Source organism: Gynurincola endophyticus (genome assembly GCF_003991195.1).
GTDB classification, from domain to species: domain Bacteria; phylum Bacteroidota; class Bacteroidia; order Chitinophagales; family Chitinophagaceae; genus Gynurincola; species Gynurincola endophyticus.
This window is the reverse complement of the sequence record NZ_RCWL01000006.1, coordinates 80,967-94,095: the sequence shown is the minus strand read 5'-3', so window position 1 is coordinate 94,095 and position 13,129 is coordinate 80,967. Positions and strand designations below refer to the sequence as shown.

General features: G+C 39.3%; 9 protein-coding genes. All 9 read left to right on the top strand.

Annotated elements, in window-relative coordinates; all coding sequences use genetic code 11:
• The first annotated feature begins 41 nt into the window (after positions 1–41).
• The 9 genes from D9O48_RS12280 to D9O48_RS12240 all read left to right on the top strand — a co-directional run bounded on the left by D9O48_RS12280 (position 42) and on the right by D9O48_RS12240 (position 13,079).
• Entirely contained in the window at positions 42–908 is an 867-nt protein-coding gene (locus D9O48_RS12280) for an ATP-grasp domain-containing protein (RefSeq protein WP_126973272.1), read from the top strand.
• Positions 909–915: 7 nt separating this feature from the next.
• The gene (locus tag D9O48_RS12275) at positions 916–1,887 is read left to right on the top strand and encodes a bifunctional helix-turn-helix transcriptional regulator/GNAT family N-acetyltransferase (protein WP_126973271.1); all 972 of its coding nucleotides are present in this window, start codon (positions 916–918) and stop codon (positions 1,885–1,887) included.
• A 255-nt stretch (positions 1,888–2,142) separates the two neighbouring features.
• Positions 2,143–2,748 (top strand): RNA polymerase sigma factor, encoded by a 606-nt coding sequence (locus D9O48_RS12270; protein ID WP_158624886.1) that lies wholly within the window; start codon positions 2,143–2,145, stop codon positions 2,746–2,748.
• A 91-nt stretch (positions 2,749–2,839) separates the two neighbouring features.
• Entirely contained in the window at positions 2,840–4,048 is a 1,209-nt protein-coding gene (locus tag D9O48_RS12265; protein WP_126973269.1) for a FecR family protein, read from the top strand.
• Between the two features lie 210 nt (positions 4,049–4,258).
• Positions 4,259–7,915, top strand: coding sequence for a SusC/RagA family TonB-linked outer membrane protein (locus D9O48_RS12260; protein ID WP_126973268.1), 3,657 nt, complete (start codon positions 4,259–4,261; stop codon positions 7,913–7,915).
• Between the two features lie 10 nt (positions 7,916–7,925).
• Positions 7,926–9,344: a RagB/SusD family nutrient uptake outer membrane protein gene (locus tag D9O48_RS12255; protein ID WP_158624885.1), complete on the top strand. Its 1,419-nt coding sequence runs from the start codon at positions 7,926–7,928 to the stop codon at positions 9,342–9,344.
• A gap of 17 nt (positions 9,345–9,361) precedes the next feature.
• Positions 9,362–10,198: a substrate import-associated zinc metallohydrolase lipoprotein gene (locus D9O48_RS12250; protein WP_126973266.1), complete on the top strand. Its 837-nt coding sequence runs from the start codon at positions 9,362–9,364 to the stop codon at positions 10,196–10,198.
• A gap of 2 nt (positions 10,199–10,200) precedes the next feature.
• Positions 10,201–11,682, top strand: coding sequence for a DUF4302 domain-containing protein (locus D9O48_RS12245; RefSeq protein WP_126973265.1), 1,482 nt, complete (start codon positions 10,201–10,203; stop codon positions 11,680–11,682).
• A 47-nt stretch (positions 11,683–11,729) separates the two neighbouring features.
• A complete protein-coding gene (locus D9O48_RS12240; RefSeq protein WP_126973264.1) occupies positions 11,730–13,079 on the top strand; it encodes a DUF4302 domain-containing protein in 1,350 nt (449 codons plus the stop codon).
• Positions 13,080–13,129: the final 50 nt, after the last annotated feature.

The window sequence follows — 13,129 nt, the reverse complement described above, 5'->3', positions numbered from 1 at the left end:
GCCCTGAATAAATTTATTTTTTTATAAAAGTTACTATCAATATGAAGATTGCATTTGTGGGATATAAACCCCAGTTAAAATATGCGCAAGGTGTTACCAACGATGAAGACAGTGAATTATTAACCTTCTTACTTCAAAAAGGCCTGGATATTACACCTGTAATATGGAATGATGTTACGATTGACTGGCCGGCATATCAGCTCGTGTTGCTGAAATCACCCTGGGATTACCACGAAAACATAGCCGCTTTTTATGATTGGCTGGAAATGCTCAGAAAACTGGATATACAGGTATTGAATCCGGTTGATGTGATCAAATGGAATAGTAACAAACGTTACCTGAAAGAAATTGCTGATCTGGGATTGGCTGTTATTCCTTCGCTTTACCTGACAAAAGGGGCGCAGGTGGATGAGCAATTATTCCATTACTTCAATGCAGATGACCTGGTAATAAAACCTTGTGTTAGTGCCGGAGCCAAAAACACGATTACGCTGAATAAACAAAACATTGCTGAAAAAGCATCGCTTGTAAAAAGCTTTCTGGAAGAAGAGGATTATCTCGTTCAACCTTTTATAAAAGAAATAACCGGTGGCGAATGGTCGTTCGTTTTTTTCAACGGAACCTACAGTCATTGTTTATTAAAAACACCCAGGCAGGGAGACTTCAGAGTACAGCATTATCTGGGTGGCAGTATTACCTACCCCACTGCTGACGGCAAACATATTGTGCAGGCACAGCAATATGTGGATGCATTTGCCAAAGGCACCCTTTACGCCCGTGTTGACGGTGTATTAATAGAGGATGATTTTCAACTCATGGAATTGGAATTAATAGAACCCTATTTGTTTCTGAATGCTGACAATACTTTATCAGAACGCTATTACAAAGCATTGACTGATTTAATATAATGGTACTATGAATATTTTTGAAAGAACCGGAAAGATGGCATTGGGCAGCAGGTTGCGATTTATGGCGGCCAACATCACAGATGAAGCGTCTGCAATTTATCAATTGTATAATGTTGATTTTTCACCGAAATGGTTTCCTGTATTCTTTGTTCTTTCGGAAGGAGGAACAAAGACCATTACGGAAATAGCCCAGGAAATAGGGCACTCACAGCCTTCTGTTACCAAACTCATCAGGGAAATGCGGAAGGCCGGATTGGTGGAAGACAAACTGGAAGCAACAGATAAGCGTAAAAATGTAGCTGGCCTTACAGATAAAGGGAAAAGCATTGCAGAAAAAATGATCAAAGAGCAATGTGCTGATATAGATAAAGCTATTGACGGCATCATCGATGAAGCCAGGCATAATCTCTGGGAAGCGCTTGCCGAATGGGAATTATTGTTAAAACAAAAATCGCTCTTGAAAAGAGTGCAGGAACAGAAAAAGTTGCGTGAGTGTAAAGACGTTCAGATCATAGAGTATTCATTCCGCTATCAGGCGGCTTTCAAAGCCTTGAATGAAGAATGGATTTCGACCTACTTTGAATTGGAGGAAGCCGATCAAACCGCATTGAATAATCCTGAAGAATATATTCTGAAAAAAGGAGGAAAAATTTTTGTGGCGCTCAGTAATAATGAACCAGTGGGCGTTTGTGCTATTATGAAAATGGACGACCCTGATTATGATTTTGAATTAGCAAAAATGGCGGTTTCACCTAAAGTACAAGGTAGAAGCATAGGCTGGTTACTGGCACAGGCTGCTATCCGTGCAGCCAGAGAATCAGGCGCTAAGAAAATATACCTGGAGAGCAATACGATTCTTAAACCCGCTATCCATTTATACTATAAACTCGGTTTTCAAAAAATAACCGGTCACTCCACCCCTTACAAACGTTGTAATATCCAGATGGAATTAAAACTGACAAACCAGAACAATAGTTGATACTATATAGTAAAGTATTACATCAGAAAAAATAACCGCTCAGCAAAATTGCGGAACGTACCAGTGTGCGACGCAAGAAAAGATGAACAGAAAAACAACCGCCGGCTCCGGATTACTTATATCTACGGCCTGTAATCAGCTTAAAGAATATAAAGCTGCTTTAAATCCTCTGAGAAAAACAATATATTTGTTTTAGTGGCAGGAATAGATACCGGCGAAGCAGTTGTTTAATTCACTTTTCTATAAATATACCTGTTGAGAAATAATTTCTTACATAATGAAAACGAACTGTTACATCAGATAGCTGAAGGCGATGAAACGGCCTTCAAAGCGCTGTATCATTTTTATTATAATGAGCTACAGCCATTATTAAATAAATATGCAGGTTCGGGTGTAGAAAGTGAAGAGATTATACAGGAAACTTTTATAAGAGTGTGGATGAACAGAGATCAGCTTCCTTCGTTAGATAACTTCAGGGCCTGGTTATTCACAGTTGCTTCAAGAGTTTATTTAACTGCGCTTCGCACACGTATCAACTACGATAAACGACTGGAAGGATTTTCGACTACCCTTGATCCGGAAAACAAAAATCTGCATACACCTTTTGAATTTACTCACTTACAGGCAATAAAGAATTGCATTGCCGATGCAATTCATCAATTATCTCCTCAGCGAAAAAAGATCTATGAGCTCAGCAGAACACAGGGCATGAGTATTGAGGAGATAGCGTCTGAACTCTCTCTTAGCAAACAAACTGTAAAAAATGTATTACAGACGTCAATCCGGGCCATCAGAGAGTATCTGAATGCTGCCGGATACGGCTTTTTACTTCTCTTGATCAGCTTTTTTAAACTTTTTTAAAACTTCGATAGTACTTTTTGTTTTCAGCTGCATCTTTATTATATAGAGATGTCGGAAAAAATTCAAAAGTGGTGGCGGAGAATTTAATTATATGAAGCAGGAACAACTCATTTACTTATTGAAACGGTATGCTGATAAAAGCATTACCGCTGAAGAAATGCTAAGTCTTCGAACACTTTTAAATGAGGTTCAGGAGGAAACACTCATTGAGGCCATCAGTGACCAATGGGAAGCAGAAAGTCAGGCGCAGGAGTACAACCACTCCAAACCGGCAGATGTGCATCAACAGGTAGAAGCTATTCTGTTAACCGATAAATTATCTGTTGATACCGGTAAGGTTCGTGAGTTACGTCTTCAGAAAAAGAATCAATGGTATTGGGCAGCGGCGGCAATAGTCGTTTTTGCCTCTGTAATTTTACTGAAATGGGGCCCGGCCAGTCATACTGTAATAACAGATCCGCATCTGAGTGTACAGCATGATATTGCTCCCGGAAAAGAAGGCGCCATATTAGTATTGGCAGATGGCAGTGAAATTGTGTTAGACAGTGCCGGCAAAGGGAATCTTGCTTTACAGGGAAATTCACAGGTAATAAAGCTGGAAAACGGTGATTTAACTTATGTTACATCAGGTAATAAAAACAATACCGAAGAAGTATTCAATACCATGCGCACACCGGCAGGTAATCAATATAAACTGGTACTGGAAGATGGTACAAAAGTTTGGTTGAATGCGGCCTCTTCTATCACCTATCCTGCTGTATTTACCGGAAAAGAACGTCGTGTAAAAATAAAAGGGGAAGCTTATTTTGAAGTGGCTAAAAATATTTCAAAACCATTTTTAATTGATGTAGAAGGCCGTTTTGATATACAGGTTTTAGGTACAGCTTTCAATGTAAACGCTTATCCGGATGAAAAAAGTTTAAATACAACTTTATTACATGGCAGTGTAAAAATTAAAGCTACAGCCGATGCAGGCAATAATGCGATCTTCTTAAAACCCGGAGAACAGGCACAGGTGGCGGCAAATGGCAATATCCGCATAGAAAAAAATATAGACCGTGAAAAAGTAATGGCCTGGAAAAACGGTTTCTTTAATTTCAATGATGCCGATTTGCAGGAAGTAATGCGCGAAGTAGCCAGATGGTATGATATAGAAGTGGTTTATGAAGGTACCCCTCCGGCAATTGAATTTGTAGGAAAGATCAGCCGGAATCTTACGTTGTCGCAATTATTAAACGGACTTAAAGGTACAGGCTTCAATTTTAAAGTGGAGGGGAGGAAGTTAATCATCAGTAAATAGACTGATAATCATAAATTTTAATGTCGGTGCCAAACGACACAAATAAATATATAAGCCTCAGAGCTACATTATTCTGTTATACCAAAACTAAACGACTATGCATTACATTTCAACATTTTTCTTACCCGGATATCGATCCTCTCCTCCTCCTCAATCACTGACAGGAGCGTAAAATCATTTCATTATAACGATTATTAGTAACATGGTCTGATGCATGATCTGACCCTGAATGGAATTTTCATGCCCGGACGTAAATACCCATTGCACATGACTATGTTCATGAAACGTCTGATTACTTTTTTGATTACCGGCATATTATTGCTGCAAGCTTATGCATATGCGCAGGAAATCACTTACAGCGGAAATAATGTTTCATTGGAAAGCGTGTTTGCTGTTATAGAAAAACAAACGGGTTACACGGTATTCTGTAATAAAAAACTTTTACAGCAATCAAAACCTGTTTCCGCATCCGTTCAGCAAATGCCGCTTGAAAAATTTTTAATATTAGTTCTAGACAAACAAAACCTCCGTTACGACAAAGAAGGTATATCCATTTTTATCAAAGAGAAAGAACCAACGAACCCTCAACCCCTGAGAGTGCCTGCCGCTACGCCCGTTGAATCTGATCAGGTTGAGCAGATTCGTGAAATCAGAGGAAAAGTAGTAGATGATCAATCTAATACGCCTCTTACGGGCGCAAGCGTCAGTGTCAAAAACAAATCTACCGGAACCAGTACCGATGCTAAAGGTGATTTTATTTTAAGAGTTGCACCTCAGGATATATTGGTCGTAAGCTCGGTTGGTTATCAGGAAAAACAAGTACCGGTCAACCTCCATACCGATTTACAGTTAATTCGCCTCGAAGTACTGGAAGAATCATTAGAAAATGTAGTGATTACCGGTTATCAGAAAGTAGATAAACGTCTTTTCACCGGTTCTGTGGGTAAAGTAGAAACCGAAGCATTGGCTACAGCGGGTATTTCAGATGTAGGCAAATCACTTCAGGGAATGGTAGCGGGTGTATCAGTAGAAAACACCAGCGGTACTTTCGGTACGAAATCTAAAATAAGAATCAGAGGAAACTCTTCTATCAGCGGTAACCAGGAACCTTTATGGGTGGTAGATGGAGTAGTCATTGACGACCCTGTCAATATAAACCCGAATCAGCTTTATTCAGGTGACGCTGCCACGATGCTCAGCTCAGCCATTAGTGGAATCAATCCCGATGATATTGAAGATATTCAGATATTGAAAGATGCTTCGGCTACAGCGATGTATGGAACACAGGCGGTGAATGGAGTAATCGTGATCTCTACCAAAAAAGGAAAAGTGGGTGCACCACTCGTTTCATACAAGAATAATTTTTCACTCACCATGAAACCTTCCATACAAAATTTCAACCTGATGAATTCAAAACAACGGATGGAGTTTTCAGAAGAGTTATATGAAAAGAACCTGATTGACTTCACCAATTTAAACAGAGATTACGGCGCTTTCGGTAAACTGCTGTCTCAATTATCGAGAAAAGAAATTACCTGGAATGAGTATTACGACAATATTCAACGGGCAAAAACTTATAATACCGATTGGTTTGATGTTTTATTTAACAACTCTCTTATACAGGAACACAGTATAAGTGTGAGTTCGGGTACCGACCGCTCACAAGTGTATATGTCGGGAAGCTACTTCCGCGACGAAGGACAAACTATCGGTCAGAATACCGATCGTTTTACGACCAATATCAGAGCTAATTTTAAGCTATCCAATAAATTTACAGTAACCGGAACGGTATACGCATCAGCAAGGAACCAGCGAACTTTCGGTACCAATAATTCACAGGAAGATATTGCGGGTATAGTAACCCGTGATTACGATATCAATCCATTCACTTACGCACGTACTACCAGCAGGGCGATGCGTCCTTATGACGATGCAGGTAATTACGAATATTACCAGATGAATTTTGCCCCTTTCAATATTCTTCATGAGCTGCAAAACAATTTCATCGATATAAAACTAAGAGAAATCAAATTTCAGCTCGATGCCAACTGGAAGATATTGAACAACCTTACTTATAACAGTATTGTTTCCGGAAGATTATCATCTGCAAACAGTGATCATATCACCACCGAACGTTCAAATGTAGCCAATAGCTACCGGGCAATGCAGAACAATGCAGTTCGTACAGCCAATACCCGTCTATATAATGATCCCTATGACGAAAGCCAGTACAAAATTTCCGTATTACCAAGAGGGGGAATTGTAATTACCGACAATACATTGGGAGAATTTTATACAGTTCGGAATTCACTCAACTGGAAAGGATATATCTCCGGAGCACATAGTTTTGATATCATGGCCGGTAATGAAATACGCCACCGTAAATACCTCTCTGATTATACAAAAGGATACGGCTTTGAGTATTTCAGAGGGTTAACTTCCAGTCCTGATTACAGAGCATTACAACGAGATATCCTCTCAGGAACAGCTGATCCTTACTATGGTAAATCACAAAGTATACACAGAGAAGCCTCCTTCTTTGCAAACCTGGCTTACAGTATTCATAATAAGTATAATCTGACATTATCTTCACGTGTTGACGGTTCTAACAGATTAGGCACTTCAGAAAGATTCAGGTTTCTGCCTATATGGGTAGTAGGTGCCAGCTGGAATATTGATGATGAAGCTTTCATTAAAAATATCTCACAGATCGATTTTATGAAATTACGCTCGTCGTACGGTTTAAGAGGAAATATCAGTGGTCTGGGTAGTGCAGAAATGTTAGCGTACTACGGAACAACTACACGTTTTGACCCTTCCACTGTAGAAACAGTGATCAATATCGCTGCAGCGAACAATCCTGATATGCGTTGGGAAAAAGAAAAAATGTTTAATGCAGCTTTAGAAATCGGGCTGTGGGAAAGAGTAACCGCTACGCTGGAGTATTATCACCGTAAAAACTATGATCTAATCGGAAATATAGAAGTATCGAGAGTCAGCGGTTTTCAAAGAAAAACCGTGAACTGGGCAGATATGGAGAACAGTGGATTTGAAGTAACCTTAAACACTACTAATATTAACCACAAAGATTTTTCATGGAATACTATCCTGACTTTCGGGTACAATAAAAATAAAATTACTAAAATACAAACCAACAATACCGTATTACTGGCAACTGTTGACAGAGGAGCTGCGGTATTGGGGCATCCTGTAAGCGGATTATATTCGTTCATGTTTGCTGGTCTGAACGAACAAGGCTTACCTCTTTTTTACAATTCCAGAGGAACCGCTACCAATCAGATTTCAAAATACAGCAGAGATCTTGATATGCTGGAATACCAGGGTAGCCGTGAACCGTTGGGTTCGGGCGGTTTAACCAACATGTTTCGTTACAAACGATTAAACGTTTCATTTCTTTTCACTTATTCATTTGGCAATGTTATCCGGTTGAATCCGATTATGCAACGCTACTATTCTGACGTAGAAGCGTTAGATGCAGAACTTGCAAACAGATGGCAGGCACCCGGACATGAACTGTATACCAACATTCCGCGGATCATAGAAGAAGAAACACGTAACCAACTTTTACAAGCCAGTGCAGATCCTTTTACATTTTATAACAGAAGTAATATCAGAACAGTAGACGGTTCATTTGTGAGATTGAAAAACATTATGCTGAATTATTCTTTACCGGAAGCATGGATAAGAAAAATGGGCGTAAAAGGACTTCAGTTAACTGCACAGGCACAAAACCTAGTGTTATGGGCAGATCCGGGCTTAAACGGACAAGATCCCGAAGCATTAGTGAGCGGTATTTCAATTCCTGCTCCGAGAACATTCACCTTTGGACTTAATATAAATCTATAACAAAATGAAAATGATAAGATCAATAAATTATATCGCAGTTGTGGTGATTGCCGGATTTACATTTTCATTAGCCGGTTGTAAAAAGTTTCTGGAAGTGAATCCCGACAACCGGGTTCGTCCGGAACTCGTAGAAGATTATCAATCGATTATCACCGGAGCATATCCCGAGGCATTTCATTTATTTACTGAATTATACACTGATAATTTCCGGTTTTACAATTATCCTGATTTTAATAACGCGAATATAAACTCGTGGTTAAGGCCGATCTATTTATGGTCGGATGAATACATTACCGGCAATGCAGTGACTCCTGAAGCAGGATGGAGAAAATACTATAATTGTATTTACGCTGCCAATGTTGTACTGGAAGGCATAGATGACGCAGCAGGCGATGATGCACTAAGAAAATCAGTTAAAGGAGAAGCGTTATTGGTTCGTGCTTATGCCCACTTTATGCTGGTGAACATCTTCGCACAACATTATAAAGCGGCAACTGCTACTACCGATTTAGGAGTTCCTTACATTACAGAAACAGAAAAAATACCGGGAACTTCTTACAAAAGAAATACAGTACAGGAAGTATATGACAACATAGAAAATGATGCACTGGCAGGACTTGACCTTATTAATGATGCAGTAATGAAAGTACCTAAACATCATTTTAACAGAAACGCTGCCAATGCTTTTTTATGTCGCTTTTATCTGTTCAAAGAAGATTGGGATAATACGATCAAATACGGAGAAAGGGTACTCGCGAACAACTCAACAGTACGCGATGTACTGGCAGATTGGGATAAAGACTTTTCAACAGGAGATTACAATGCCTTTGCCAGAGCCTATTTTTCTGTTGCGAAATCAAATATATTGATGATGCAGTATACATTGGAATGGAATTCTTTCTATGCAACAGGTATGTACGCCAATGAATTCAGAAGTACTTTCTCAGCCGAAGATATCCGGGGCAGAATGTTCACTTTTTCTAATAATCAAACACCCAACTACTGGTCAAGAAAATTCAGGTCTACACAACTGGAAGGACATCAGTATTCTGATGTAGCATTGTTCGTAGTGGAAGAAGTGATGTATAATGTGGCAGAAGCAAAAATAAGAAAACCCAATCCGGATATGAATGATGCCGTCGGCAAGCTCAATACGATACTGATAAAGAGAATGCGTCCATTTACAGAATTAAAAACTTCAGACTTTCCAGACACACAGGCATTACTGAATAAGTTATTGGATGATAAAAGAAGAGAGCTCTGTTACGAAGGATACAGATGGTTTGATATTAAACGATTCAACATTCATGTAACCCACTGGAATGGTGTAAGCGAAATTCATTTACCACCGGGCGATCTGCGCAGAGTATTTCAGATTCCGTTTGCAGAACTCAGTGCAAATAGTGAAATGGAACCCAATCCCAGATAACTTAAAATAGCAGAATTATGTTTATTAAAAAAAGCATTTATATAGTTGTGATCAGTATCATTATCCTCACCGGGTGCAAAAAGGAAGGTACTATACCTTATGAACCTTATGAGGAACATTTCATCATAGAAAATGAAACTGATGAGGCTATTTATGATATCTATAAAGACTATCAATCTAAAATAATTTACCGGTGGGACAGAAGATACATCACCGCCGATGCCTTCGCTTCTCCCCCACAGTTCGAACTGGTATTACCGTTTATAGATAATGTTATCCGAAAACTTTTTATAGCTCCTTATGACCGGCAAAAAGCTGATTTCATGAGAGCCCACATGCCTATTGAAATGATTTTATTCGGCACTCAAATGAATTATGTGGAAGGAGATGAAAGAAACTTCAGCGCAGCAGGATTAGCATATGGCCTGAGCCGTGTTATCATTACAGGAGTAAATGGTTACAATCTTAAAAACTCTAACTGGCTGAGAGGACAATATGCAACACTTCATCATGAATTTGCACATGTGCTCGACAAAAAATACGGGCGACCTGCTGAATTCGATAAAGTATCAGAAGGTAAATACGCAGGTGGAACCGTTTACTCAGCATTTACCCAGGCAGAAGCAAGAAACAGAGGTTTCTGGAGAAATTACGGAATGAGCAATGAATCGGAAGACTTTGCCACCTGGGTAGACGGTATTGTTACAACACCTAAAGCGGATGTGTTAGTAATTGCAGCAGGAAATGATCTCCTTGCTCAGAAATATAAAATCGTTTACAACTTTTATCTCGATAAAGGAATTGACCTGCACTTCATTCAGGAATATTTACAAAACGTACTTGACAATCTTTAATTATGAAATCAATCTTTCATCATCTACTTATTGCAGGGATCATTTGTACAATATCCCTTCTTTCCTGTAAAAAAGAAAAAACTCATTTACCTGAAAGAGAATTACCTGAATCATTGGAAAAGCAGGCTGCCGGTTACCGGTCTTTGTTAACCTCTCCGCAACAGGGTTGGTTTATGCTATATCAACCCAACGACAGTATAGAGGCCATTGCGATACAAATAAAGTTTATAGACGATAATACGATCTCTGTGCTGGCAGGATGGAGAAACTATCACGAAGAATCCGGTGCATTAAGCTATAGCTTTGATGGTGAATATACTTTACAGATTGTATTTCCTGAAAACTCTGTTTTTGGTGAAATAACTAATGAGTTGAATGGGTTTAATAAATTTAAAATATATCTGCAGGATAATGGCGACTTTCACCTGAAAAGAGCAGATGGATTTGATGGAAAAACCATTGTACTCACTCAATTGAATCAGGAAAATCAGCTGACACTCAATCATCAGATTCAACTTATCCTGGATGAAATTGCTTACGAAGAAGAAATGGAAAGATTAAGTACAGAAGCAAAAGAGAAACTGACCGCATTCATCAGTGCAGATCCGGGATACTATTTTAATAACCTGATGCTTGAAAATGTGGGTGCGTCATTCGATCATATAGATACTGCGAATCGTAAGGTAACCTTTAGCTGGCGGCCAAACGGAGCAACCAAACAACAGCAGACATTCAGCTACAGAATCATTCCCGGAGGTTTATTACTACAACCTTCATTGGTTTCCGGAACGTATGTAATCGATACATTGCAATTCGGAACATTTGAAGATCATAAACTGCAAATCATTTCGGCAGGTAATGCCGGCCAGGGACATCTCGGATGGATGCATACACCTCCATTTGAGTACCAAACCGCCTGGACAGGCCCTTCCGAAACTTACACAACGGCTGATTACTTTGTAAGAAAAGAAGAATTACCCCGTTTCTTCGGTTATACTTTAGACGCAGTTGATTTGTATTACAGTGAAATGCTTCAACCACACTTGGAAACATTAAGGTCGTACTTTATCAGCCAGGGTTTCAAAGCAGATGAATTACTGAGATTACAATTCTATAATAACAACCATGGATCGAGTTTTCCTGACACACATGAAAGAAGAAACCAGTTACAGGTATTTACAAGAAATGCAGCAGGTACAAATGTTTGGCTGGTATTTTATAATGATGTAGAAAAAGTAAGCGCCAATCATGTAAGGCTTCAGTCGTTCGGAACAGCTAATACGGCGGGGGCACCACATGTAGAAAAAGTATTTGAATTTATGAATACCATATTTACTGAAGAAGGAGTAACGGTAGTTCCTGCCGGCCGTAGCGGAACCGGATCTACGGCTACCCAAATCATACGGTTAGTGAGCAGAAAAGACAGCCGGTACTGGGTACAGTTGGTTGTATCAAACTTTACACCTTCCATTTATTTTGATTAGGCCGATAGCATTACTCAAAACATTCAGTACAGATAAAAAAAAATAGAATGAAACAAATCATTTATATATATATCAGTATAATGCTGCTTTTGATATCCTGTTCAAAAAATGAGCAAGACAATACGATACCTGATGACGTACCCGGCATGAGTGAATTGCAAGCCGGATATACCAGTTTGCTAACCGGCAGTACAGAAGGTTGGTATATAGAATATAAACCGACAAACGCAGCCACAGTGATCAGCATACTAATGAAATTCAATGATAACGGAACCGCTGTTATTACTTCCGATTATAAAGGATATACCAGCGATCAGGAAAATGTAAGATACCGTATCGGAGGTATCCTTCAGCCTGAACTAATTTTCGAAACCTATTCAGTATGGCAGGCTGTGACCGAAAATATAGGCGGAAAATTTGAATTCTACATTAAACCGGAAGAAGATGGAAACTTTTTGCTGAAACAGGTAAATGGTACGGTAACCACAGAATATTTATTAAGAAAAGCAGCGGCCGCGGATAAAGATAATATTCTGGCAAAAGCTTATACAGCGAATATGTTACAGGAATTTTCAACAAATGCATCTGCCTATTTTAAGAATCTCAATATCGGCAACTTTGGTGCTTTTTGGGAACTTGACCCCGGTAAACAATCGCTTAAACTTACCTGGGAAAATGATCAACAGGAAAAAGTAGTGAAAAACTTTACTTATAATTATATTCCTAATGGCATTCAACTGAACACCCCATTAGTAAATGGCAGTATCAGTTTTGATGAGTTGATTTTCGGAACACCGGATGAAAATGAATTGGAGATTATATCTGCCGGTAATGCAGGGGCAGGTAGTATATCCGTAGCTCATACACCAGCATTTCCTTACAGAGGTACAGCCAACTTATTCATGCGTATAGAAAACGAATTACCAAGATTTTTTGCTTATACCTTAGACGATCTGAATACATATTACAGTACCGACCTCCAACCACATATCGTAGCATTAAAAAACCTGATATCACCCGAAAGATTGAGAATTCAGCTATACCATTATAACATGAATGCGGCTGGCACCACTCCTTCCAATCAATTGCATTCGATGCAACTGCTGGTGAATAATGCTTCCGGAGCAAGCGTTTGGTTACCGTATTACACTTCACTTTCAAAAATAGATGAAAGTCATGTAGTAGTTACTTCATTGGGAACAACCAACACAAATGGCACGCCTTATCTGGCGGAAGTGCAGGAGTTCATGGAAATAATATTTCCTGCAGAAGGTGTCACAGTAGTTCCGGCCGGCAGATCCGGCTCTTTGCAAAAACTTCGAATTATCAGCCGGAAGAACAGCCGCATATATTTTGATATTGTAGTAAGTACCCCCACTGGAATTTATGTAGATTAAAACATGCCGGCCAACAATAACTCCTTACTCTCAATGCCGGTTATGTTTCT

What these genes read in the sequence shown, in the direction of transcription:
- D9O48_RS12280 (WP_126973272.1), top strand. Translation starts at nt 42, where the DNA reads ATGAAGATTGCATTTGTGGGATATAAACCCCAGTTAAAATATGCGCAA.
- D9O48_RS12275 (WP_126973271.1), top strand. Translation starts at nt 916, where the DNA reads ATGAATATTTTTGAAAGAACCGGAAAGATGGCATTGGGCAGCAGGTTG.
- D9O48_RS12265 (WP_126973269.1), top strand. Translation starts at nt 2,840, where the DNA reads ATGAAGCAGGAACAACTCATTTACTTATTGAAACGGTATGCTGATAAA.
- D9O48_RS12260 (WP_126973268.1), top strand. Translation starts at nt 4,259, where the DNA reads ATGCATGATCTGACCCTGAATGGAATTTTCATGCCCGGACGTAAATAC.
- D9O48_RS12255 (WP_158624885.1), top strand. Translation starts at nt 7,926, where the DNA reads ATGATAAGATCAATAAATTATATCGCAGTTGTGGTGATTGCCGGATTT.
- D9O48_RS12250 (WP_126973266.1), top strand. Translation starts at nt 9,362, where the DNA reads ATGTTTATTAAAAAAAGCATTTATATAGTTGTGATCAGTATCATTATC.
- D9O48_RS12245 (WP_126973265.1), top strand. Translation starts at nt 10,201, where the DNA reads ATGAAATCAATCTTTCATCATCTACTTATTGCAGGGATCATTTGTACA.
- D9O48_RS12240 (WP_126973264.1), top strand. Translation starts at nt 11,730, where the DNA reads ATGAAACAAATCATTTATATATATATCAGTATAATGCTGCTTTTGATA.